The sequence below is a fragment of the Bacteroides faecichinchillae JCM 17102 genome (assembly GCF_000614145.1).
Classification (GTDB): Bacteria; Bacteroidota; Bacteroidia; order Bacteroidales; family Bacteroidaceae; genus Bacteroides; species Bacteroides faecichinchillae.
The window spans coordinates 15,021-39,842 of record NZ_BAKK01000008.1 but is presented as its reverse complement, the minus strand read 5'-3'; the positions used below and the strand labels follow the sequence as shown (position 1 = coordinate 39,842).

17 protein-coding genes and 1 pseudogene are annotated in these 24,822 nt (G+C 38.1%); 8 read left to right on the top strand and 10 right to left on the bottom strand.

Annotation, left to right across the window (positions count from 1 at the left end):
• Window position 1: 1 nt before the first annotated feature.
• From JCM17102_RS26400 to JCM17102_RS05900, 8 genes and pseudogenes are all read right to left on the bottom strand, one after another.
• Window positions 2-669, bottom strand: a pseudogene (locus tag JCM17102_RS26400) (CDP-alcohol phosphatidyltransferase family protein).
• A 22-nt stretch (window positions 670-691) separates the two neighbouring features.
• Window positions 692-1,159, bottom strand: a complete 468-nt coding sequence (locus tag JCM17102_RS05930) for a GtrA family protein (RefSeq protein ID WP_025074388.1) — start codon at window positions 1,157-1,159, stop codon at window positions 692-694.
• A 14-nt stretch (window positions 1,160-1,173) separates the two neighbouring features.
• Window positions 1,174-1,653: a phosphatidylglycerophosphatase A family protein gene (locus tag JCM17102_RS05925; protein WP_025074387.1), complete on the bottom strand. Its 480-nt coding sequence runs from the start codon at window positions 1,651-1,653 to the stop codon at window positions 1,174-1,176.
• Window positions 1,654-1,910: 257 nt separating this feature from the next.
• The gene (locus JCM17102_RS05920) at window positions 1,911-3,200 is read right to left on the bottom strand and encodes an inositol-3-phosphate synthase (RefSeq protein WP_025074386.1); all 1,290 of its coding nucleotides are present in this window, start codon (window positions 3,198-3,200) and stop codon (window positions 1,911-1,913) included.
• A 108-nt stretch (window positions 3,201-3,308) separates the two neighbouring features.
• Window positions 3,309-5,861, bottom strand: coding sequence for a DUF5686 family protein (locus tag JCM17102_RS05915; protein WP_025074385.1), 2,553 nt, complete (start codon window positions 5,859-5,861; stop codon window positions 3,309-3,311).
• Window positions 5,862-5,943: 82 nt separating this feature from the next.
• Window positions 5,944-8,556 (bottom strand): sensor histidine kinase, encoded by a 2,613-nt coding sequence (locus tag JCM17102_RS05910; protein ID WP_025074384.1) that lies wholly within the window; start codon window positions 8,554-8,556, stop codon window positions 5,944-5,946.
• 81 nt (window positions 8,557-8,637) lie between these two features.
• Complete coding sequence (locus tag JCM17102_RS05905) at window positions 8,638-10,026, bottom strand: NAD(P)/FAD-dependent oxidoreductase (protein ID WP_025074383.1); 1,389 nt, start codon at window positions 10,024-10,026, stop codon at window positions 8,638-8,640.
• A 116-nt stretch (window positions 10,027-10,142) separates the two neighbouring features.
• Window positions 10,143-11,048, bottom strand: coding sequence for a glucosaminidase domain-containing protein (locus tag JCM17102_RS05900; RefSeq protein ID WP_025074382.1), 906 nt, complete (start codon window positions 11,046-11,048; stop codon window positions 10,143-10,145).
• A gap of 111 nt (window positions 11,049-11,159) precedes the next feature.
• Between JCM17102_RS05900 and cdd the strand changes: the two genes are divergently transcribed.
• The 8 genes from cdd to JCM17102_RS05860 all read left to right on the top strand — a co-directional run bounded on the left by cdd (window position 11,160) and on the right by JCM17102_RS05860 (window position 21,487).
• The gene (gene cdd, locus JCM17102_RS05895) at window positions 11,160-11,642 is read left to right on the top strand and encodes a cytidine deaminase (RefSeq protein WP_025074381.1); all 483 of its coding nucleotides are present in this window, start codon (window positions 11,160-11,162) and stop codon (window positions 11,640-11,642) included.
• Between the two features lie 2 nt (window positions 11,643-11,644).
• Complete coding sequence (locus JCM17102_RS05890; protein WP_025074380.1) at window positions 11,645-12,484, top strand: AraC family transcriptional regulator; 840 nt, start codon at window positions 11,645-11,647, stop codon at window positions 12,482-12,484.
• Between the two features lie 88 nt (window positions 12,485-12,572).
• Complete coding sequence (locus JCM17102_RS05885) at window positions 12,573-13,154, top strand: DUF417 family protein (protein WP_025074379.1); 582 nt, start codon at window positions 12,573-12,575, stop codon at window positions 13,152-13,154.
• Between the two features lie 78 nt (window positions 13,155-13,232).
• Window positions 13,233-14,606 carry an FAD-dependent oxidoreductase gene (locus tag JCM17102_RS05880; RefSeq protein ID WP_025074378.1) on the top strand — a complete coding sequence of 458 codons (1,374 nt, stop codon included), beginning with the start codon at window positions 13,233-13,235 and terminating at the stop codon, window positions 14,604-14,606.
• A 422-nt stretch (window positions 14,607-15,028) separates the two neighbouring features.
• Window positions 15,029-16,654 carry an ABC-F family ATP-binding cassette domain-containing protein gene (locus tag JCM17102_RS05875; protein ID WP_025074377.1) on the top strand — a complete coding sequence of 542 codons (1,626 nt, stop codon included), beginning with the start codon at window positions 15,029-15,031 and terminating at the stop codon, window positions 16,652-16,654.
• Between the two features lie 119 nt (window positions 16,655-16,773).
• Entirely contained in the window at window positions 16,774-17,571 is a 798-nt protein-coding gene (nudC, locus tag JCM17102_RS05870; RefSeq protein WP_025074376.1) for an NAD(+) diphosphatase, read from the top strand.
• Between the two features lie 293 nt (window positions 17,572-17,864).
• A complete protein-coding gene (locus JCM17102_RS05865) occupies window positions 17,865-20,447 on the top strand; it encodes a DUF4062 domain-containing protein (RefSeq protein WP_025074375.1) in 2,583 nt (860 codons plus the stop codon).
• A gap of 35 nt (window positions 20,448-20,482) precedes the next feature.
• A complete protein-coding gene (locus JCM17102_RS05860) occupies window positions 20,483-21,487 on the top strand; it encodes a hypothetical protein (protein WP_025074374.1) in 1,005 nt (334 codons plus the stop codon).
• 252 nt (window positions 21,488-21,739) lie between these two features.
• Here JCM17102_RS05860 and JCM17102_RS05855 read toward each other — a convergent pair whose 3' ends face one another.
• Window positions 21,740-23,485, bottom strand: a complete 1,746-nt coding sequence (locus JCM17102_RS05855) for a phospho-sugar mutase (RefSeq protein WP_025074373.1) — start codon at window positions 23,483-23,485, stop codon at window positions 21,740-21,742.
• A gap of 162 nt (window positions 23,486-23,647) precedes the next feature.
• The gene (locus tag JCM17102_RS05850) at window positions 23,648-24,820 is read right to left on the bottom strand and encodes a 6-bladed beta-propeller (RefSeq protein ID WP_025074372.1); all 1,173 of its coding nucleotides are present in this window, start codon (window positions 24,818-24,820) and stop codon (window positions 23,648-23,650) included.
• Window positions 24,821-24,822: the final 2 nt, after the last annotated feature.

The window sequence follows — 24,822 nt, the reverse complement described above, 5'->3', positions numbered from 1 at the left end:
ATTAATATTTCTTTGGTTCGTTCTGCATCATTACTCTCCGGCAATGGTTTACACGCATAAAGGCCGTAATATTGGAAAATAGAGCAACGAATGCTAAAGGAAAGACTAATATCAGAATCGGATCGAAAAGAGTGACATCTTTAAAGATTCCGCAAAACAAAGCTCCCAAACTAGTCAGCACTACTCGTTCCGGACGTTGCATGAAGCCCACTTTACATTCTATCCCCAAACCTTCAGCACGAGCACGCACATAGCTTACCATCAACGAACCGATTAACGCAACGAAAGCAATAACGGAATAGAGAAAATAACCTTTTATCAGCAAGTAATAACAAATACCAAAAAAAGTAATCAGCTCACTGTAACGGTCGAGAACCGAGTCGTAAAGCGCACCGAATGTGGAACTCATATTCCAACACGTGCCACACGACCGTCCATCATATCGAACAAACCAGCAAACAGGATAATACCTCCTGCCCATCCCAAATATGCAAGTTCACCATATTCACAGTACATGCAAGCATATATCAACACACCTGCAGCAACTACATTCAGTAGAAATCCGGTAGTAGTGATAAAATTAGGAGTGATCCCAATCTTAATCATTCCATGCACTACGGGATTAATGATCTTATAAATCAATTTTTGTAAATAATCTCTGTAATTCATATCCTAATTCTTCTGTTTATATTCAATGCTGTTTTTTAAAAAAACCTTTAATGTCCAAATTCCGGTACACAAAATAACGCTGCATATTGTAGTTCCAAAATAACGCAACTATGATTGACACTACAATCTTAGGGATGATAAAAAAGTCACCGAAATGCTGACTGAGCGTATCGCGCACCCAAGGAATTCTCCCAAGAGATTCAGTCAGTGTATACGTCCCCCACGTATTCAACCAAATACTGCAAAACCATACGATTATAAATTTTACAGCAACGTGTATTTTCTTTCCATCTGATTTAAAAGTCCACTTATAATTAATAACGCAATTGACTATTCCTCCGTAGACTGCCCCTGCCAATGTAGCATAGACATAATATACTTCGAATAGTTTAACTAACAAGATAGTCACGAGAAAGTCCGCGATAGTTGCCATCTGGGCAGAAAGCTGTGCCCTCAGAAACATGAAAATACCACCTTTCTGGGAAACCATTCGCGCAAATTTTCTCAGCCAATCACCCATCTTACTCCTATTAATAAAATAAAACTGTATATACCTGCCAAGATATCGTCCATCATTACCCCTACTCCTCCTTGTAAACTTTCCATTCTGCGTATCCCCAAAGGTTTAACTATATCGAAGATCCGGAAAAGACAAAAGGCACCGATCACATACCAGAACCACTGTTCATTAGCAGGAACAGCCAATAACGGAATCCATGCACCTACCATCTCATCCACTACTATGCGTGAAGGGTCTTCACCCCAATAGCTTTCCAGCTTATTGGCAGCCCAAATACCTGCAAAAGTAAAAAAGATGACCAAAGCAGCAGTTACCCACAGCAAAATAGAAAAAGGTAGTAAGAAATAAAGGACAATCCAGATAATAGAAGCCAATAATGCCCCAGCTGTACCGGGAGCTACGGGAGAGAATCCTGAGCCAAAGCCTGTACCTATCAAAACAGGCAAAAAGGGAGGGGTCTTCATTAATTACAAATTACTAATTACAAATTATTCACTTATTACTAATCACCGATCAACGAGCATAAAATACCTAACAACAGTGCAGAAAATATAAATCAATAGTTGTCAGTTACTTATACGGGGTTTCATCAATTGATGTATGCTTTGATTGAAGACAGCAATCTGAGGGTTATGATTAAAACCAAAAGTTGAGGTTGAGTATCTGCCCTGCCTTACAACAGGGCAAATCTCAATCTCAACTTGGTTATATTGATCTCTTATTATGCTAAATAATCAGGTTCTTTTTCACCGATCATGTTACGCAATGTTTGTTTTACCATTCTCCATTGAGTAAACAAATCGTGCTCCGGCTGATGTTCGAAATCGTGCATCGGACTCTTGCAGAAGAATGACAACCATGTCTGGATACCACACATACCTGCACGCAAAGCCAAGTCACTGAACAATACCAGGTCAAGAGCAATAGGAGCAGCAAGGATAGAGTCACGACAAAGGAAGTTTACCTTGATTTCCATCGGATAGCCCATCCATCCGAAGATGTCGATGTTATCCCATGCTTCTTTATTATCTTTACGAGGAGGATAGTAATTGATACGTACTTTATGGTAAACATCACCGTAAAGATCCGGATATTTTTCCGGCTCGAAAATAGTATCGATTACAGAAAGTTTGCTGACTTCTTTTGTCTTGAAGTTGTCCGGATCATCGAGTACCTCGCCGTCACGATTACCCAAAATATTAGTAGAGAACCAACCGCTCACACCCAGCATACGAGTTTTGAACATCGGTGCTAATACTGTCTTCATTAATGTCTGACCGCTCTTAAAGTCTTTACCGGAGATAGGAACATTCATCTTCTTAGAGAATTCCCACATTGCCGGAGTATCTACGCACAAGTTAGGAGCCCCCATAATAAACGGCGCACCTTCTGCAATAGCAGCGTAAGCATAGCACATACTTGGAGAGATCACAGTTGTATTGTTGTCTTTCATTGCTTTTTCTAAAGCAGCAAGTGACTTATGCTCGTCTGACAAAGGAATGTAAATCTCAGTACTTGCAGCCCAAAGCACAGCAACACGATCACACTTATTAGCAACTTTAAAGTCGCGAATATCTTGACGGAGTTGCTTTACCATTTCCCAACGGGTAGCAGCTTTCTTAATGTGTGTTCCGTTCAGACGTTTTGCCCAGTTGTGATCGAAAGCAGCTGGCATCGGCTTAATAGCTTCCAACTCTTCTTTTACTCCATTCAGATCTTTTTCCTTCAAGACCTCTGCATACATGGCAGCTTCATATGCGTTATCTGGGAAGATATCCCATCCACCGAAAACAATATCTTTCAAATCAGTCAAAGGCACAACGTCTTTGATGAGCTTCTCTTCGTTGTTTTCCATACGCATTGTAGCAAGCTGTGAAATAGATCCTATCGGTTTTGCCAGTCCCTTACGAGAGGCCAGTGTACCTGTAATCATTGTGGTAGCAACCGCACCACCGACTCCGACAACCAATACGCCAAGACGTCCAGTAGCGGGTTTAATTTCTTGTTTCATTTCTATTCTATTAAAATTAAACTAAAATTGTTGCAAAAATAAGATTAATTAATTACTAAAACGGTTTTTATTTGTCATATATACATTGCAATTAGCAGGATTTAACTTTTAAAAGGTCATGTGGAGACTAATTCTCAAACCTGACTTGTCAATATTAGGTGAATCCTTGTACGTTAGCCGCCAGACATAGTCCAGACGTAGAACTTTAAATATATTCTCTATGCCAATTCCGGCTTCTACATAAGGCGTTTTCCCCATTGAACGAGTGTCTGCTATTGGAAAAGTAAAGAGTCCGTCACTCATCTCCGGATTGTTTTTATCACTCAGATGACCATATATTCCGCGGCACGAAAGTACTTCTCTCCATTTCAGTTTTTTCAGCAACGGAATTCGGTTGAATAACCATCCGTTGAGAAAATAAGTAACATCCCATGAGAAATATTCATCATTCATAAACTCCATCGCATTCATTAATGAATAAGACTCTGGCTGAATGGTATACGAAAGGTTTGCATTGGGCATAATAAGCAAGGGAAATGGTACTTTATCCCATACTTTCCCTGCTTTCAGGATAACATCCGTATAACCAAAGGCAGAAAACCAAAAGCGTTTCTGAATACCAGCTTCCGTATGGTTGTAGGTATAATTACTCCCTAATACACCTTTACCAGCAATAGTATGAGACAGGGTGAACACCGGAGCATCTAAAGAAACGGGAAAGCGATTCCACTGAGTCTGAAAGAATTTCTCATTCGGGGCATAACGCAGTTTCACCTCGGCAGCACTCATCGAGAATCTCTTCACTGGGAAATAACCATCATTCTCTTTCTTTATAAAAGGGATCAGATAAGATGATTCGTCGGTTCTTCTCCGGGCTGTCAATTGGAATGAGAAGCCGGAATAAAACTCATTGGTATAGGTCATTTCAGCTTGTTGGTAGTAACCAATGCGATCATCCTTTTCACGTTTCAAAGCCAGAAATACATTATCTTTACTTGTATACAAATAGTTCTGACCATATTGATTAACGTCCGATTCATAACGCACTTTTAAAGAATGAATCGGAAATTCGTTAGCATATTCTTTTTTCTTTTTGAAAGAGTATTCCACTTCAGCAAGTCCTTTCAGTCGTTCATCTTTGAAACCATAGGCTATGTATCCTTTACCAAATAAATGTGGATTAAGCCAAGCTGTTGTCATTCCCCCGGCGCGAATACGGGGTCCTTCGAGTGTATTACCACTGATAGTTGCATTCATCGGCCCCATATAGAAAAGTGGTGCTTCTTTAGAAGTGGGAATATAACCCGTAAAAAGAATGGAGAGTACTTTCTCCGTCCAATAATAGACCGGGTAGCCTCGTAATTGCTCCATCAACCGGTCTACTGAGTCCTCTTGTTTGGAGATGGCAGACTGAGGACGATTCTCTGCCCAATAGTTTTCAGAACGTGATAAGGCTTCTGTTTCTTCTATAATGCGTTCTGGACAATTAAATGCTTTATCTGCTTCGGCAGTCGGTTCAAAGGTATAGTTGTTGTAATCTGCCACACGACGAGCAAAAATACCATCCTGTCCTTCTGCTAGTTTAAACTCAACTGTAATGCTCTCATGGTCAAGCAGACGTGTACCGTCTTCTGCCCGTTTAAATTCTTGTTCAAGCAACATATAATCAACGAAGTTCAAATTAATCTTTTTCGGGAAATTGAATACGGCACGTTTAACAAAATAGGTGGAATCAAGGGTTACATATAAATGCCCCGTAAAACCGAAAGATTCAGAATTGAAGGGTACAAAGGTCAGGTCCGCACAAGACTCTCCGGCTATTTGCAACGTGTCCATTAGATAGTATTTATAAAATCCTGTACCGATACGTGATAATGGACTAACAAACTTATTGGTGAAGAGCGAGATATTATTATCATATATATTTACGTCTTTGAATACCTCATTAATGGCTGCTTGCATTCCCTGACGGGAAAGAAGCTCATCTACACCCGCTTGCTTACGGCCTTTCACCCGTTGCTTTTCTGTACGGGGAGATTTGCGATAATAATCCACAGCAAGTAGCTCTCTTGCAGAGACAGTCAATATCGGTTTACCTGTTACAGCGGAAGTATCTACATAATTCGATAAGAAATCAAATTTACGGTATAGCCATTTCTTTTGTTTTTCTTCATCGAAATTGTTTAATGCAAAGGTGGTCTTTTCATAACGTTCACGTTGCCAGAAGTCTTTTTCGTCAGGAGAGTGATCGTCTCGATGTTCTATCATTTGACGGACAAACTCTACAGCGGGATTATCTTTTTTACGGTAATGTTCGCGTTTGGGCTTTACAGTTATTTCTTTGATTGCATAGGTCGTTGTTGATAACGCAATTTTATAAGAGGTTCCACGAGAGGGATGAATCTGGCTATTGTATTCGTTATAACCGATGGCAGATATAATAAGCACAGCTTCTGTACGATGAGTCTTAAAGTAGAAACGCCCGTCACTTCCGGTAGTCGTACCTTCTGTCGTACCTTTCAGGCGTACTGATACATAAGGTAAAGGTTCCTTTGTCAGCGAATCTGTCACTATACCTTGTACTATATATTGAGCACTCAATGAAATGCTGACAAACATTATAAGAAAGATCGCTAATACCCCCTTAACTATTAATCTCATACCTACGTCCTATTGAATTGAACGGGCAAAGTTAGAGGGGATTTTAGAACCAAAAAAGATCTTTTTATCGGAATAACTGTTCTTATTCGCAGGAATTGGGAACGCGTACAGTGAAACGTGTTCCTTTACCAACTTCCGAAGAAACTGAAATTGTTCCTCGCAAACGTTCGACAATAGTCTGACAAATACTTAGCCCTAATCCGGCTCCCTGAGTAAAGTTATCGACTTTATAGAAACGTTCGAAAATGTGCTCAATTCCCTCCTGAGTAATACCGACACCCGTATCTTCTACAAAAAGAAGTGTATAATTAGGATCTTTATCATCTTCATAGCCGAAAGTAATGAATCCGGATGTCGTAAATTTAGCAGCATTGTTAATCAGGTTATTAATCACTTGTTGTAACCGAACATTGTCTGTCACCAAATATTTCTTATCTCCTTCAGGTACACACAATACCAATTCTACTCCCTGAGGCATATTAAGCCGCTGAGAATCATGAACAGTCTTGAGCAATAAAGACAGATTATGACTTGCAAACTGGAATTCCATTGTTCCCGATTCGATACGAGATAAGTCAAGAATATCATTTATTAACGCTAACAACAATCCACAATTCTTATTAATAGTAGCAATAAACTGAGCGACTTCCTCCACAGTGAAAGCACTTGTGTCACTCAGTAAATCAGAGAATCCAACAATAGCATTCAACGGAGTACGTATTTCATGACTCATATTGGCAAGGAAAGCTGACTTCAGTTTATCTGCCTGTAGTGCCTTGTCACGCGCCTCTCTCATTTCCTGTTCCGCAGTTTTATATCGCTGAATACTTTGACATACACCAAGGATATTATATAATGAATCACTGGTTAATCCTGTTATAACGGATGAACGGTACTCCCACCACTCATATTCTCCTGTTGCATTACGCTGACGGAAATTCAATCGAGCACAACTCTCATCTCCAGTCAAGGCTTTATCAAAGATACGACTCATTTCTACCAAATCATCCGGATGAATCATCTGATCCATTTCATCACGGGAGATAGTAGTAATAGATTCATCATAACCAAAATGCACAAGAAATCCTTGAGGAAAAATGAAAGAATTGATTGCCACATCAAACTGCCAAGGATAAATAAAACTTTCCTCTAGCGCCATATCAAAGAAACGTTTCTGCATCTCTTCATCAGAAACATTACGCGCTGATAAAGCCATACCTGTTATTTGCCCCTTTGAATGAATCGGAACTATTTCGCCGGAAACAGGAAAGTAGTTTTCACTATGTACTTCCTTCATAAAAGCTCCCTTAGGGATCACAACCCTATTTCCAGTAGTTGCTACCTCATTCAACATGTCACGTAATATCTCCTCACCATTGTAAAATATCTTAAAAATACTTCCAGCCGGCATTCCTTCGTAAGGACGTGCAGGAGTATCGTATGGCAAATGAAGCATCTTTAACAAAGATCGATTTGTGAAATGAATATTCAAATTGATATCATAAGTAATAACACCATCACGAATGGAATGGAAGATGTTATCAAACTCATTACGCTGTTCCACCATCTTATTCTGTACTAATAAGCGTGTCTGAGCATGTATTCTTCGTTTGGACTCCCGGCGATTTACACGTACCAACCATACTACCGAACCAATCAATAAGACCAGAATAGATGAATAAAATAGAATAAATAAGAATTTATACTTCTCCCAATAAGGTTGATTGACTATAATTCCACCAGCAGGAATTCTACTTTGATTGACATGAAAATATTCCAACTGACGATAATCATAGATAAATTCCTGATCAAGTTTTGATATTCCCAATGCAGAAGGAGATGTTCCTTGCAACACTTGAGAAGCTCTCTGAGCAGCCAGATGCGCAGATGCAAAAGCATCCGTATCATAAGCCACAAATACTCCATTTGTGAGTCCTACATTCTGGCAAGAAAAGACCGGTGCCTTAGAGTTCTTTCCCACAAAAGATAGAAAAGGGGACCATTTAGGAGCTATTACGACACTGTTATAACTATTCCGAGGGTAACAAATGGCAGCAATGATATGATTAGTAGTTTCCTGCTGAGTATTATAGATTTTCATCTTATAATCTGGATTCTCTTGATGGAAAATCTCCCATTCGTCCTTAAAATCCTCACGCCCCTTGTTGCTAAGGAAACTATTATCTATCACGCAAACAACGTCCTTACGTTGTGGAAATATCTTTTTCGCCTGACGCAACATAACTGCAAAATCTGGATTAGAAGTATATCCACACACATTAGGATAATTCGATATTAATCGGTCATCAGGATATTTAATTCCGAAAAACACAACTGGGAGCTGCATCGGTAAGGAATCACCACATGAAAACAGTGTATAAAAAGCCTCATCGCTAGAAGTTATTATCAAATCTGTTCGCCTTTCACGAGCACGTTGGCAGAAACGACGCATTATTACCTTTTCCGAATTGAAAGTCCAGAAATCAGCATCTAAATATTCTGTCGTAATTTCCACTTTCAATCCACTATCCTTAAATCCTTTGGCCAAACCGCTTGTAAGATCAGCATGCCATGGAGTCTGGGATGTATATGATTGAATAAATAATATCTTATATGTGTTTTCTGCAGCTATAACTCGATTAAAAATAATAATAAAGAGCAAAACTACAAACAAACAATAATATCGTCGGTTCATAAGCAAAACTGCATGTTTTCAATATTGTGCATGCAAATATACGTTATTATATTGAAAACGATGCAAATAGACATTTATTTTTTATTCCTTGCCCGGTAGCTGTGTTCGTAGTCCTTTAGATACCTCTGAGGTCGGATTCAAATCGTTTCCCCAATGAGTCGTTGCTTCAACAGTTTCTCTGTCGCGAATTTCTTTAGCTTTACGTGCATACACAATCATACGCATGGATTGATCATAGGTAAAGTAGTTCCATACCCAATTGAGTAATACTACCACTTTATTACGAACTCCAAGGATAGAACGCAAATGAACTACCAGCCACATCACCCAAGCAAACCAACCTTGCATCTTCACTTTATTGAATTCCGCCACAGCACGATTACGTCCAACAGTTGCCATTGCTCCTAAATTCCGGTAATGAAAAGGTTTCATCTCCTTTCCTTTTTCCCGACGAATCAGATTCTTAGCTAACAGTTCTCCCTGTTGGATGGCTACCTGTGCCAATTGAGGATGCCCGTTCGGATAGTTTTTATCAGCAAATTGTACACATTGATCACCAATAGCAAACACATTTTTCATTCCTTCCACCCGGTTAAATGCATCTACTTTAATTCTACCACCACGACCGATTATTGAGGTATCCATATTACCGATAGCAACTCCGGTAACACCGCTCACCCAAATAAATGTACGTGTAGCAATTTCACTTCCATCTTCGAGTATGACTTTATGATCGCGATAATCAACAACTCGTTTATTTAGAAAAATGTTCACTCCCATCTTACGGAGAAATTGTTCTGCATGAGCTGATGAATCTTCGGACATTCCGGCTAACAGACGTGGTCCTGCCTCAATCAGATAGATGTGCATCAAGCTACTGGGCATATCCGGATAGTCATTCGGAAGTACAAACCTTTTCATTTCAGAAAGTACACCCGCTATTTCTACTCCGGTAGCTCCACCTCCTACCACAACGATATTCAATAATTCTTGTTGTTCTTGCTTATTTGAGCAGGTAACAGCACGCTCCAAATTAGCCAACAAAGCATTTCGCAAGCCCATCGCTTCAGATACATTTTTCATCGGCATAGCTTCTTCTTCGATATGTTTATTATCAAAAAAATTAGTAGTAGTACCTGCGGCAAGTACCAGATAGTCGTACTCCGCTTTCCCGATAGAAGTTTGTATCATATTTCGCTCAGGATAAATAGCACGAACCTCTGCCATACGGAAATAAAAATCTTTCCGATGTTGGAATATCTTGCGGAAAGGAAAAGAGATGGAAGTAGGTTCCATACCAGCCGAAGCTACCTGATAGATTAATGGAGGAAATTGATGATAGTTATTCTTATCAATCAATACGACCTGAAAGCCTGATTTTCTAAGCTTATTAGCTAATTTCAGGCCACCGAAACCACCGCCTACTATAACAACGCGTTTCTTATCTGTTTTTGCAATGTTGAGACTCATACCTTAAGCATGTTTATTCTCTTAATAACAAATAAGGTATACTTTTAGTTTACTTATAAATCATGAATATTTTTGTCTCACTCAAGGCATCACTTTCTCTAATAATACACGTTACATTAACGAAGGCGTAGACGATCTCCTACCTCAGGAATATATTCACCATCCTTACGATTCATCTTATACAGATTCTTCAGACGAATAGCAAATTTCTGAGAAATGCCATGCATAGAATCACCGTCTTTTACTATATATACAGTATATGGTTTGGAAGCTTTCTTCTTTTTACTTTTTAAGTAAATAATATCCCCTTCCATCAATGTATAATCACGCTGCAGATCATTATACTTCACAAGTTTACGCCAACTGATATCAAACTCTTTATCCAAGCTCTTAAATGTATCACCATTACGTGCTATAATATAAGCAATGCCATTTGCAATATACACCTGATGCGGGTTCAACAACCAAGGCTCTTTTTTCAATTTACGCACCGAATAGACTCCCTTAGTATCGTATTTGTACAAGGCATAGTCTTCGATGATGGTTATCAAACGGTTAGCATAAGAAGGATCGGTCGCATATCCCGCCTTCTTCAGTCCTCGAGCCCAGCCTCTATAATCTGTTATATTAAGTTTGAAAAGAAAAGCATAACGGGCTCCGCGTCTTAAGAAATCGGAATGGTCTTCATAAGAATCACGCGGATGCTTATACGCACGAAAACATTCATTACGTGCATCATCATCGTGACGAACCGAACGTCCTCGCCAACTACTACCGCACTTAATTCCAAAATGGTTGTTACTTTTACGGGCAAGCTCACTATATCCGGCTCCACTTTCCAAAAGCCCTTGTGCCAATGTGATACTAGCAGGAATCTTATGGAGTTTCATCTGCTCCACAGCCAAATCGCTATATTTATTTATATATTCTACATAACGGGAATTTCGTCGTTGTGCCTGTACTCCTATGGCAAAGAATAAAATAACCGTTAAAAAAACAAGTCTATACAGTTTATTCTCCATTTTTATTCTAATAGTGAATTATAAGGCACAAAAATCTGAAAAATAATTGGGATTACCAATCTCTTTTCTAACTTTGTAACATTAATTGTAGAAACTAATTCTCCAGTCGATATGAAAGAGCTTCAAATAACCGCTATTATCAGAGTATATCAGTTCGATGAACTAAATACAGACGACCAAAAGCTAATAAAAACAGCTATGGAAGCAACTGCCCGCAGTTATGTTCCCTACTCCCATTTTTCAGTGGGAGCAGCGGCATTGCTGAATAACGGAACAATAATAACTGGAACCAATCAGGAGAATGCCGCATATCCTTCGGGGTTATGTGCAGAACGTACTACCCTGTTTTACGCTAATTCACAATATCCTGACCAAGCGGTAAAAGTACTTGCCATTGCCGCTAAAACAGAGAAAGACTTTATCCAAACACCGATTCCGCCATGTGGTGCTTGCCGACAGGTAATTCTGGAAACAGAAAAACGTTACGGGCAACCCATCCGTATGTTGCTATATGGTAAAGAATGTATCTACGAAGTAAAAAGTATTTGCGACTTACTTCCATTATCATTTGACGCATCAGCTATGGAGGAATAAATATGCTACAACAGTATCACACCAAACTAAAAGGAACACTCGCACTCACAGATTCTTATTTGATGGAAAAAGCTCTTCAAAAAGAAAAAGGGCTTTATAAGTTCATCTGGGTACGTAAAGGAAGTATCACTGTGGAAATTGACCACCAAGAGATATTAATCTCAGAAAATGACGTAATTTCATTGACTCACCTGCAACATCTCGAATTCAAATCTATTGACGGAGAATATCTGACTTTATTATTCAATAGTAATTTCTATTGTATCTACGGCAATGATCATGAAGTATCGTGCAGCGGTTTTCTTTTCAACGGCTCTTCACATCTTATCCGTTTTACTTTGAATGAAAAAGAACGCCAGCAGTTGAATGACATCACTAAGGCTATGGAAAGTGAATTCACAGTTTCCGACAGTCTTCAGGAAGAAATGTTACGTATCCTGCTGAAACGGTTTATCATCCAATGTACCCGCATTGCTCGGCAACGGTTAGATATCACGCGAGAGAAAGAATCCAGTTTCGAGATAGTACGCCAATACTATAATTTGGTAGATGAGCATTACCGGACTAAAAAACAGGTACAAGATTATGCAGATATGTTGCATAAGTCTCCCAAGACGCTTTCCAACATATTTTCGACTTGCAAACTGCCATCTCCACTGAGAGTTATCCACGAAAGAGTGGAAGCAGAAGCCAAACGTCTACTGCTTTACAGTAACAAAAGTGCCAAGGAAATTGCTGATATTCTAGGGTTTGAAGACCAAGCTTCTTTTAGTCGTTTTTTCAAAAATATGACAGGACAGAGTGCTGTACAGTTCAGAAATGAGACTGAAAGGAAGAATTGATAAGTAAAACGGAAGTATTGCCATTGAGCAGTTATGAGGAAAGCACGATCTTTGCAGGGTAGGTTAAACTCATAAAAACTCAATTAAGATGAAAGAAAAATTTATCACATTACTTACCTTTACTTCAGGTCTTCAGAATTTCGGGATCAAGTTTATCCGTATCGCTATTTTGGTTGTATTTGTTTGGATCGGCGGATTAAAGTATTTCCATTATGAAGCTGACGGTATTGTACCGTTTGTTGCCAACAGCCCATTTATGAGCTTTTTCTATGCCAAGGAGGCACCCGAATACAAAGAGTTTAAGAATCCGGAAGGAGCTTTTGTTCCAGAACACAGAGCATGGCATGAAACCAATCATACTTATATCTTCTCTTATGGATTAGGAGCACTAATTATGAGTATCGGTGTTCTTGTTTTTCTAGGTATTTTCTTCCCGAAAATTGGACTGATAGGTGATACACTAGCTATTATTATGACGCTTGGTACACTTTCCTTTCTTGTCACTACACCGGAAGTCTGGGTACCTAATCTTGGGGGTGATGAATTCGGTTTCCCGTTACTGTCCGGTGCCGGTAGATTGGTGATTAAAGATATCGTAATTCTTGCCGGAGCAGTCGTATTACTTTCCAATTCGTCACAACGCGTACTCAAAACACTTAAAAACGTATAAGCAGCCTTTCACAACATAAACAAATATTCTCTTCTGCTGTTTATATGGCTGAGTATAAACAGTTAAAGCGAATAATTTATGAAACAATATGATGCTATTATTATAGGGTTCGGAAAAGCAGGCAAAGTTCTTGCTGCCGAACTTTCAAACCGGGGATGGAAAGTTGCCATCGTAGAGCGTTCCAAGACGATGTACGGAGGAAGTTGCCCCAATATAGCTTGTATTCCTACGAAGGCTCTGATACATGAAGCTGATATTTCCAGTCTGTTTTTTCATGAAGACTATCCTAAACAGGCAAATATGTATAAACAAGCAATATCCCGCAAGAATAAACTAACTTCGTTCTTACGGGATAGCAACTACGAAAAGCTGAGTAAACGTCCTAATGTTACGATTTATACAGGTGTAGGTTCATTCACATCGGCCAATACGATTAAAGTTGCTCTACCTGACGGAGATATTGAACTGCAGGGTAAAGAGATTTTTATCAACACTGGTTCTACACCTATAATTCCAGCAATAGATGGAATCAAACAAAGCCAGAAAGTGTACACAAGTGCAACAATGCTGGAAGTAGATTTATTACCTAAACATTTAATTATCGTTGGTGGAGGATATATCAGACTGGAATTCGCTTCTATGTATGCAGGATTCGGCAGTAAAGTTACAATACTTGAAGGAGGAAATAAGTTTATGCCTAATGAAGATCGTGATATTGCCAACAGTGTGAAAGATGTCATGAAAAGGAAAGGAATTGAAATCCGCTTGAATTCGCGTGCGCAATCCATTCATGACACGAATGACGGAGTAACGCTAACGTATTCCGATGTTTCTGACGGCACTCCTTATTTTATAGATGGGGACGCTATCCTGATAGCAACGGGACGCAAACCGATGATTAAAGACCTGAACCTCTCGGCAGCAGGCGTGACAGTAGATGCTCATGGGGCTATTACTGTCAGTGACCAACTCCGTACCAATGTTCCTCATATATGGGCAATGGGTGATGTAAAAGGAGGAGCGCAATTTACTTACCTCTCCTTGGATGATTTCCGGATTATTCGTGATCAGCTTTTTGGAGATAAAAAACGGGATATTGGTGATAGAACTCCTGTTCCTTACGCAGTATTTATTGATCCACCATTGGCACATATCGGACTCACTGAAGAGGAAGCACTAAAGAGAGGTTACTCTATCAAGGTTTCACGATTACCAGCAACAGCTGTGGTACGTTCACGTACTTTACAACAGATAGATGGTATGTTGAAAGCAATTGTAAACAACCATAATGGAAAGATAATGGGATGTACTTTGTTTTGCGTGGATGCATCGGAAATAATCAATATCGTGGCAATAGCAATGAAAACTGGGCAGCATTATACTTTCCTTCGCGACTTTATCTTCACACATCCAAGTATGAGTGAAGGATTAAATGAGTTGTTTGATGTGTAAGGTCAATTTATATATAAAAACTACATAGTTTAGAAAACAGAAATTGTAAATGAGGAGAACAGAGGGTACGTTTATTTCAAGCTCAACCTCTGTTTGATTTTTTAATATTACTTATTCACTCTTCCTAGCTCAATATTCTGAAGATTTGTCTTTTAATCTGGACACACTTATATTTTTGATAAAAAACACGAGTATATTGATGGAAAATATTATCTTTGCACACAAATTAAACTTCATAATTACTCCCATGAGAATATCTAAGTAAGACAACACTTTCTTTAAACATCACTTTTTTAACATGCTTTTTCATCGTTAAGCATCACGAAATTCGTGTTGTATAGCCTATATTGTGTTTGTCATTCCCTTCTTTTTTGTGATTCGTTTTCACTAGTTTTCCAACTTCAAACTCAATAGTTTATATTATGCCTATCAGTATTCAACAAATTAGTTATATCCATCCGGATAAAGAAATATTATTCAGCGATCTCAATTTTTCAATCAGAAAAGGACAAAGATTAGGACTTGTTGGCAATAACGGTTGTGGAAAATCTACCCTACTGCAAATCATTGCCGGACAACTATCTCCATCCAGCGGTACTGTGGTCCGCCCAGATGACATTTATTATATTCCGCAACATTTCGGACAGTATGATTCACTAACCATTGCTCAAGCACTTCGGATAGACCAAAAACAACAAGCATTACAGGTTATCTTAGCTGGAGATACTTCTAACGAAAATTTCAGGATCTTAAACGATGACTGGAATATTGAAGAACGTTCTATGGCCGCACTGAACACATGGGGATTAGGAGAGTTTACTTTATCTTATCCAATATATCTGCTTAGTGGCGGAGAAAAGACACGCGTATTTCTAGCAGGAACAACTATTCATAATCCATCTTTGATACTAATGGATGAACCAACCAACCATCTTGATTTATCAGGTAGACAACGTTTATACAGTTGGGTAGAAAAATGCCGTTCTACTCTGCTAGTAGTAAGTCACGATCGTACGTTACTTAATCTTCTTCCGGAAATCTGCGAATTAGAAAAACATCAGATTACTTACTACGGAGGGAATTATGAGTTTTACAAAAAGCAGAAAATGATCATGCAACAAGCTTTGCAACAGCGTATTGAAGAAAAAGATAAAGCACTCAAATTAGCACAAAAGATTTCGCGTGAGACAGCCGAACGAAGAGATAAACAGAATGTACGTGGTGAAAAAGCCAACATTAAAAAAGGTGTCCCGCGCATCATGCTAAATGCTCTTAAAAGTAAGTCTGAACAAAGTACAAGCAAACTGAGTAATATCCATCAGGAGAAAACCGAAAAAATAGCAAATGAACGTAATCAACTTCAGAACTCGCTCTCACCTGTTACAACATTGAAGACAGATTTCAGCAGTTCTTCCTTACATACAGGAAAAATATTAGTAACAGCAAAAGAAATCAACTTCAGTTATCAAAATGCCGATAATTACCCTGAGTCGAATCAAACTAAGAATTTTCTCTGGCACTCTCCCATCAGCTTCCAAATAAGAAGCGGTGACCGTATTACGATCGAAGGTAATAATGGAAGCGGAAAAACAACTCTATTAAAATTAATTACCAAACAACTTCAACCGCTTACGGGAAGTCTGATCAAAGCCGAGTTTACATATATCTACCTGAATCAGGAATATTCTATTATTGATGACCGTAAAAGTATTTTAGAACAAGCATATACCTTTAATACCCGTAATCTTCCAGAGCATGAATTAAAAACTATTCTAAATCGGTATCTATTTCCTGCAACGGTTTGGGAGAAACCTTGCAAAAAACTTAGTGGTGGAGAGAAAATGAGACTTGCTTTTTGTTCCTTAATGATTAATAACCATACACCGGATATGTTTATCTTGGATGAACCGACCAATAATTTGGATATACAAAGTATCGATATCATTACTTCAACGATTAAGAACTATGCAGGAACTATTATCGCTATTTCCCATGATAGTTATTTTATCAAGGAGATTGGAATAAAACAACGAATATTATTAGAATAATCCACTGATAATTTACTCCACAAGTTTAAATATCAAATCAGTTTTTTATAACTTCGCTGCGTGAAAGAATATCCACGAAAACATTTGTGGAAAATACCGCGAAAAAACCTTAGAAGAAAATGAGTCAAACAATGCGACTTTGGTGGTTCATCTTTTATAAAGACCAGCTACTACTTGAAAAGAATGAAAATGGGACATTCACTATTCCTTATAGAGAAGTACCTCCTATTAATATCAAAGAGAAAACTACAATACACGATATTACCATACTGGGAAATAGTATTTGTAAATCCTTTTCCATCACATCTCCTGTCGAAGAATCGGAACAATTTGTAATGGTCGGACTTCGTGCTTCGTACGAATATTTATCAGTAGTTCATTATCAGACAGCGGGAAAAGCATATGAAATATTACATTGGGACAGAAACAACCGTTTCTGTTCTGCTTGTGGAACTCCTCTGGAACAAAAAGAAACAATTATGAAGCGTTGTCCTAAGTGCGGACAAGAAGTGTATCCGGCTATTTCTACCGCTATCTTGGTTTTGGTACGCAAAGAGGATTCTATCTTGCTCGTCCATGCCCATAATTTTAAAGGAACATTCAATAGCCTTGTTGCCGGATTTTTGGAAACAGGAGAGACACTGGAAGAATGTGTAGCACGTGAAGTAAAAGAGGAAACAGGACTAGATGTAAATCATATCACTTATTTTGGCAATCAGCCATGGCCTTATCCCAGCGGATTAATGGTCGGCTTTATTGCCGATTATGCCGGAGGAGAAATCAAGTTACAAAAAGAGGAACTGAATTCGGGAGCCTTTTACAGGAGAGACAATTTGCCAGAGCTTCCACATAAACTGAGTTTGGCTAGAAAGATGATTGATTGGTGGATAGAAAATCCTACCTCTGAAGCAATATAATCAATCGTATTCTAGTACAACAAGAACAGGCTACGAAGTACACACAAACTACAAACGAACAACTTATGAGAATGAAACGAAACGCATCCACTCTAAAGCATCAACAAAAACCTTGTGCCCCCGTAGCCTGCATGTTTAAATTGAGATGTTGCAGATAGAACAAGATTCAGGGCAGAAGGATTAGAAAGGGAACTTAAAGAATGCAAAGGAAATGAAACTAACAAAGAGATTATTCATTGGATATCCGCCCAACTTTCTTATATTTGTGAATTACGAACCGAAAAAATTCAACTATGAAGCAAAACGACGAATGGACCACAGTAACACTCTTTATCAGTAGCACATTTGCAGACATGGATGCAGAAAGAGATCATATCCGCCGAATAGTAATCCCTCAACTAGAAGAGTTCTTCAATCCTCTACACGTAGCAATTCGAATCATTGACTTACGCTGGGGAGTAAATACTACTGATGACAAGAGTCTAATTGACCGTGACGCAAAGATACTGAAAGTATGTATGGAAGAGATAGACAGAAGCCGTCCTTTCTTTATTGGGTTACTTGGTTCACGTTATGGATGGGTGCCGGGTAATATTCGTATCAAACGTTCACTCCCACAGTTAGATATAGACCGTTGCTGCAATTTGCTACAAACTGACGAAATCAGTGTAACTGCATTAGAATTTTATTACGGTTTATTTGAAAAAAATCATCTGAATCGAAGCATCGTATGTATTCGCAACGAAGAGGCTAATCACGAAATTCCCGAAGAATATCAAAAGAAATATATCGAAACACAACATAAACCTGAACTCAACAATCTCAAGGAAATTATTACTAAGTACTTCCATCGGAATGATATGGATGAATTATTAATGAATTATTCGCCCACATGGAACGGAAGAAATTTTGAAAATCTGGACGAATTCGACACAAAACTCTATGAGCTATTAAAAAAATGTATTTTAGAAGATGTAGGAGAAAGGCAACTGAATTATGAGAATTGGATAGAAAAAGACATTGCAGAACAAGTTGGGTTTATCCAACAGAATACCCGCTCGTTTATAGGACGTGAATCTATTCTTTCAGAGCTTAAAAATAATTTAGAGAAGGCAGAGTACCCTATCATTCTGTTTTCAGGAGAATCCGGTTCCGGAAAGAGTTCGATTATGTGTCAGCTGGCCAATGAAATACAAATAGAATGGGAAGACGATCCGAAACATTTGCTTCTATTTCACAGCGCATCCGTTTCAGGTAATGCTTCATCCGTTAGCAATATGCTGGAATGTTTCTGTCATCAAATAGCAACTATCTTAAATCAAACGTACGAACCCGTAGAAGAAGGAGCGGAAATGTCAGGAGAAGAATTTAAAGCATTTTCCAGTTGGGTAAGCACATTCAATGTTATTGGGCAGGAGAAAGTTAATTATATGTCTCATGATCAGATTGTTCTTCACAATTTCGAGAAGTTGGTTAATCATGCTACTAAGGCAGGAATACATTTAACATTACTGATTGACGCTTATGACTGTTTCAACAAACATTCGCAATTAATATCATTACAATGGTTATCTCTGCTCAACGTATCAACTTTAATAAGTACAATCCCTGATTCAATAGAAGAACTACAAAAAATACCTCAAAGTTTTATCATAGAAGTTCCCTCATTCGATGAATCAGATACTCGCGACATGATCACTTCTCTTTGTACCTATAATTGTAAAGAGGTTCATTCCAGTGTGGTCAATGCACTATTGCAACATGGTACTTCCAAGTATCTTTCACACTATTCTCCCTTATGGTTGAAAATGGCTACCCATGCCCTGTTTACACTCGATATCTCAGATTTCGAAGCCATTCGCGAAAGAGAAGAGGAAGACAATGAAGTGAAAATAGAACAATACATGCTCAAACTTATCAATGAATTTCCAAATACACCAGGCGATATGTTTCTTTATTTACTAAAACGGGCAGCTGAAAATCTTGGAGATAAGTTTGTTTATCAGGTCATGTATTATTTGACAGCTTCACGTTATGGACTTCGTGAATCTGATTTATCCGTATTACTTAAAGAAGAATGGAATGAACTCACATTCTCTATCTTACGCCGTTGGTTCCGTCCTTATTTTATAGAAAATGGTATTGATAAACAATGGAACATCTCCCACCAGTTATTGAGAAACAGACTGAATGAGCTCAATAAAGAGAATCTATGCGATACTCACCAAACAATATTACGACATCTAAATAACCTGAAACCGGATGATCCCATACGTATCAAAGAGCTAATGTATCATGCTGCTAAAGCAAAAGAATTTCTCTTATTCCACTATACATATTCCTGCCGCCTCCCCATAGCAATACAAATCGGAACATTGACCCTTGTGGATGAATTTGAGAATAATCCGCAATTATTCGAAATGTTTTGCGAGGAAATTCAGGAATTATATCGAGGTAATCAAGAAAATAAAGAGACTTGGAAAAAGGCACAGGAGTATTTATCGCAGCATTTGAATGAAAGCCAAAATACAACTGATAATGATAACATTCTAGACAAATATCAAAACAATACTTGTCAGTCGCGTCATATGTACGACCGCATAGTGAGAACGATGTCTAACCACCTGATGTTTATTGGTAAGGAAGAAATGAACGAAAAAATCCTTCAGATCATTATTCCTATGATGGAGGAGGATATGGATGATTTAGTAGTAAAGGAGATTTTACTTCCCAATGCATATAAAAATTTAAGGAACATCTATGAACATTGCTACAACATAAAACTAAAAGAATATTATAACGAAAAATACAAGGAACTCACAGAAATCTCTTCTCTTGATTTCTCCCGCAACCTCTTTATGGATCTTTCTAACTAAACAACACGTTAGAAAATGAGGATCATAATCAAATTGTGCAAGATACTATCGAAATCATTGATAAGGAATTACCGGACAAATGGGAAGCAGATTGGCTAGATGAAAGAGCTTATCTTGGTTTACTCTTGCTACATTATACTTTAAAGAATCCAAATATGGAAGATAAAAAAAACTTTGAAGAGTTGTATAATGCATTTATGGAGGATATTATTAATGGAAAGCATGAGAAAAAATATTCTGAAGAATATCTAAGAACTCTTACCATCTGGGAAGCAAGAGTACCCATCCTGGCTCTATTTATGGAAAATATTGCAAAAGTTATATTACCAATGCACAAACAATTAGCAATAGCCTGCCAACAAGAATCCTGTACTTTGTATAGATCAATATGCGTAGACTCTGGGAGTTTAGAAGATATTGCCGAATACATCTTATCTCTTCAGGCTACCGGTTTATTATACGAAAAAGCGCAAGAGGACGATATAGCACTCTCAACTTATTTAGAGGCACAAAGATTGGCAAAAGAGATACATATGCACAATCCCGATTTTGAAGATGGCAAGATGAGAATACTAAGTATTTCCCGCGTTCTAGGAGACTTTGCCTTCAAAAACAATAGATATGACACAGCATTAAGCTCCTATCAGGAATACAAAAGGCATGCTGCTGAATTGTATGAAAACAATCCAAGCCGTAAACAATGGCAAAGTAGTCTGGTTAATGCACTAAAAGCTACCGGAAAAAGTTATCTGCGACTTGAAAACTATCAATCCGCTCAACAAGAATTTGGAGAAGCGATTAATCACGTAAATGAATTGGTAAAGAAAGCCAATACTGTTCCTTTCTTCTCACTTATGGCAGAGATTTATCTTTATTTTTCACATACCTGCTTTCATTTAAAAGACTATGAAAGATGTTACCATGCTGCACTTTCAGCGAAACAAGTCTTAACAATGCTCAAAGAGAATGGCGTACACTCCAATCCGGAAAACATAAAATGGGCTGATAACATTTTAGCAGTTTTTGAAAAAAAAGAATAAGTATAACTATCTTTCACTCATTTCTATCGTTAAATGAGGGAGATATGATAAAAAAGGCTACACAAAAGTCACTAATGATATAGAAAGAGAGAGCATCAAAAACCTCATAAATAGGAATCACCCTCGCTACAAGTAGTTGTATTGAGGGTGATTCGTTGAAAAGTGGATTTTAACACATTGCCTAAATCTTATAGGACAAGGCTTTCCCAAAAGCCTCTTTTACTATTTATCAATAAAAGTATCTGAATTCAATCAAATACCTAATGATTTCTTCACTGCTTCAATTTTTTCCATTGCATCCGACTCGGCAGAAGCATAACAGTTACGACAACCCATTTCACCTTGCACTTCCATGTAGAACTTAATCTTTGGTTCAGTACCTGATGGGCGAACGGAAACTTTACTACCATCTTCTGTGAAATATTGCAGAACATTAGACGGTTCCGGCATATCAATTGAAATAACATTACCTTGAGCATCTGTTTGTTTCAAAGTCTTATAGTCTTTGCTCAGAATAACTTTCGAGCCACCCAATTCTTTCGGAGGATTAGAACGGAAATTTTCCATCATTGCTTTAATCTCTTCTGCCCCACTCTTTCCTGGTTTCACTACATTCACAGTGAATTCTTTAGAAAATCCATACTCAACATAGATATCCAACAACAACTGATACAATGATTTACCATTGTCTTTAGCCCATGCAGCAACTTCAGCGATCAGACAGCATGCAGATACGGCATCTTTATCACGAACAAAGTCTTCAGCAAGGAATCCGTAGCTTTCTTCACCACCACCGATATATTTCTTCTTGCCTTCACGCAAACGAATTTCGCGGGCAATCCATTTAAAACCGGTGTAGCAATCCAGCATTTCAATATGATTCTTATCGGCAATCTTCTTGATCAATTCTGTTGTTACAATTGTCTTTACACAAAATTCATTACCCTTAATCTTACCCAATTGCTTGTATTGAGTCAAGATATAATAAAGGTACATCATACAAGTCTGATTACCGTTAATCAATATCCACTCACCTTTATCGTCCTTACAAGCGATACCTACGCGGTCAGCGTCCGGATCGGAAGCCATCACAAGGTCAGCGTCAATTTCTTTTGCCAAATTGATTGCCATTGTTAAAGCCTCAGCATTTTCCGGATTCGGAGAAACAACAGTCGGGAAGTTACCATCCTTAATCATTTGTTCGGGGACAGTAAACACATTTTCAAATCCCCACATCTTCAATGCACGTGGAATCAACATCATACCTGTACCATGGATCGGAGTATAAACGATCTTCATATCTTTATGACGAGCAATAGCTTCCGGATCAATAGATACTGTTTTCACCATATCCAGATAAACCTTATCTATATCTTCACCGATAATCTGAATCAGATCCGGATTTCCTTCGAACTTGATATCAGCAGCTGAAGCGATATTATTTACTTCGTCAATAATACCTTTATCATGCGGAGCCAATACTTGTGCTCCATCATCCCAATATGCCTTATAACCGTTATATTCTTTAGGATTGTGTGAAGCAGTCAAAATAATACCACTTTGGCAACCAAGATGTCGAATAGCAAAAGACATCTCAGGAGTTGGGCGCATATCGTCGAACAAATATACTTTGATACCGTTGGCAGAGAAAATGTTAGCAGAAGTTTCTGCAAACAGGCGGCTATTGTTACGACAATCGTGACCTACTACAACAGATATTTGAGGAAGATCCTTGAAATTTTTCTTTAGATAGTTGGAAAGTCCTTGAGTAGCAGCACCCACAGTATATATATTCATGCGGTTACTTCCTACCCCCATGATTCCACGTAAACCACCTGTACCAAATTCCAGATCTTTATAAAACGCTTCGATCAACTCTGTCTTATCCTCGTTTTCCAACATACGTTTCACTTCAGCCTGAGTTTCGGCATCATACGCCGGAGTCAACCATTTCTCAGCCTTCTCTGTAACCTGTTTAATAAGTTCTTGATTTTCCATTTCTATTTAATTATTAGTTGATATTTTTGTCAGAACTCAACACAATGTCCCGCTAGAAGTAATCCAGCTAGCAAGTTGAGCATACAAATGTAAAAGAATAAGTTTATAAATCCTACATTTTACCTAAATTTAATCACCTAAAAGGGGATTTTACCCATACTATTATTTGAAATGATACAAGATTAAAACGAGAGTATCATCCATACGCAAACGAGAAGCCACTTCTTTTGCTTTACCGGATAATCTTCCTGATTTATATAACTCAAGTAGTTTTTTCGAATGTATTGCGGATATACAAGTATTTTTCGGAAAATTCCCATTGCTATTTCCCACATTGACAGGAAACGGAGGAGTAAACTCTTTATTTATGAGTATAGGAACAGAAACCTCTTGTGTCTTCAAATCAAATAATAATGATTTATTTTTTACTCCTTTCTCATTGGGAATATATACTTTTTCTATAATATCCATAAAAATAAAACGATCAGTCTTTATACTGACTCCTATCAACTTCAGAGGAAAAGTAGAACGAACGGCAGGAGTTCGGCGTAACAAAGCCTTCTTTGTTCCACCATCAAATAAAAAAATAGTATCACAGGCGAAATCTGAAAGAATCACTTCATTTCCATTTTTTATCATCGGCTCGATAGTAATTGTATAACTCAAACTACTAATTTGTTTCTCTTCCCGTACTTCACAAGTAAAAGTATTCGTAATCCGATGCTTCACATAAAACGGAAAAGGAGATACCCCAGCGTCTTTCTTGGATAATTTATAATAATAAATTCCATTATCAAACCTATCTTTGATTTTGCTTATCCCATCACTAAAAACCAAAGAATCTTTATTATACCCGAAAACTTGATTGAATGATATTGGATAAGAAGCTATCAAACTCCTTTTATATTCACCAGCCAAGGAGTAAACCTGAATCCTATAACGAGAAGTCTTTATAAATATCTCTTGATTCTTTTCATCTCCATAAATCGAAAAAATATAGTCGTATTGTTTCTTTTCTCCCCTAGTATGATTGAATCGATGTAGTTGTTTCCCTGCCCTATCGAATACAAAAACTGTTCCTTTCTTGTTATATGCGAATATCATATTTTCTGATATTGTTCCACGCAACAGATCGAATGTTTCCAACCGTTCCGTTCCTTGAAGTTGCAAAGGAATGTATTCGATTTCAGCCTCTTCTACCAAGTCTATTTCTCTTTCCGGATAATCAGCGGTGATATCCAGTACCGGTAATGAAGAGTCCGGATTAACTGTTACCGATTGACGGCTACATCCTGCCAACAGACTAAGTGAGAAAAGAAACCATACGAACCTCATGA

Bases quoted from the DNA above. Each gene is read 5' to 3' on its own strand.
- JCM17102_RS05890 (WP_025074380.1), top strand. From the start codon at position 11,645: ATGCTACAACAGTATCACACCAAACTAAAAGGAACACTCGCACTCACA.
- JCM17102_RS05925 (WP_025074387.1), bottom strand. From the start codon at position 1,653: ATGAAGACCCCTCCCTTTTTGCCTGTTTTGATAGGTACAGGCTTTGGC.
- JCM17102_RS05930 (WP_025074388.1), bottom strand. From the start codon at position 1,159: ATGGTTTCCCAGAAAGGTGGTATTTTCATGTTTCTGAGGGCACAGCTT.
- nudC (WP_025074376.1), top strand. From the start codon at position 16,774: ATGAGTCAAACAATGCGACTTTGGTGGTTCATCTTTTATAAAGACCAG.
- JCM17102_RS05885 (WP_025074379.1), top strand. From the start codon at position 12,573: ATGAAAGAAAAATTTATCACATTACTTACCTTTACTTCAGGTCTTCAG.
- JCM17102_RS05905 (WP_025074383.1), bottom strand. From the start codon at position 10,026: ATGAGTCTCAACATTGCAAAAACAGATAAGAAACGCGTTGTTATAGTA.
- JCM17102_RS05920 (WP_025074386.1), bottom strand. From the start codon at position 3,200: ATGAAACAAGAAATTAAACCCGCTACTGGACGTCTTGGCGTATTGGTT.
- JCM17102_RS05875 (WP_025074377.1), top strand. From the start codon at position 15,029: ATGCCTATCAGTATTCAACAAATTAGTTATATCCATCCGGATAAAGAA.
- JCM17102_RS05880 (WP_025074378.1), top strand. From the start codon at position 13,233: ATGAAACAATATGATGCTATTATTATAGGGTTCGGAAAAGCAGGCAAA.
- JCM17102_RS05865 (WP_025074375.1), top strand. From the start codon at position 17,865: ATGAAGCAAAACGACGAATGGACCACAGTAACACTCTTTATCAGTAGC.
- JCM17102_RS05900 (WP_025074382.1), bottom strand. From the start codon at position 11,048: ATGGAGAATAAACTGTATAGACTTGTTTTTTTAACGGTTATTTTATTC.
- JCM17102_RS05850 (WP_025074372.1), bottom strand. From the start codon at position 24,820: ATGAGGTTCGTATGGTTTCTTTTCTCACTTAGTCTGTTGGCAGGATGT.
- JCM17102_RS05910 (WP_025074384.1), bottom strand. From the start codon at position 8,556: ATGAACCGACGATATTATTGTTTGTTTGTAGTTTTGCTCTTTATTATT.
- cdd (WP_025074381.1), top strand. From the start codon at position 11,160: ATGAAAGAGCTTCAAATAACCGCTATTATCAGAGTATATCAGTTCGAT.
- JCM17102_RS05915 (WP_025074385.1), bottom strand. From the start codon at position 5,861: ATGAGATTAATAGTTAAGGGGGTATTAGCGATCTTTCTTATAATGTTT.
- JCM17102_RS05855 (WP_025074373.1), bottom strand. From the start codon at position 23,485: ATGGAAAATCAAGAACTTATTAAACAGGTTACAGAGAAGGCTGAGAAA.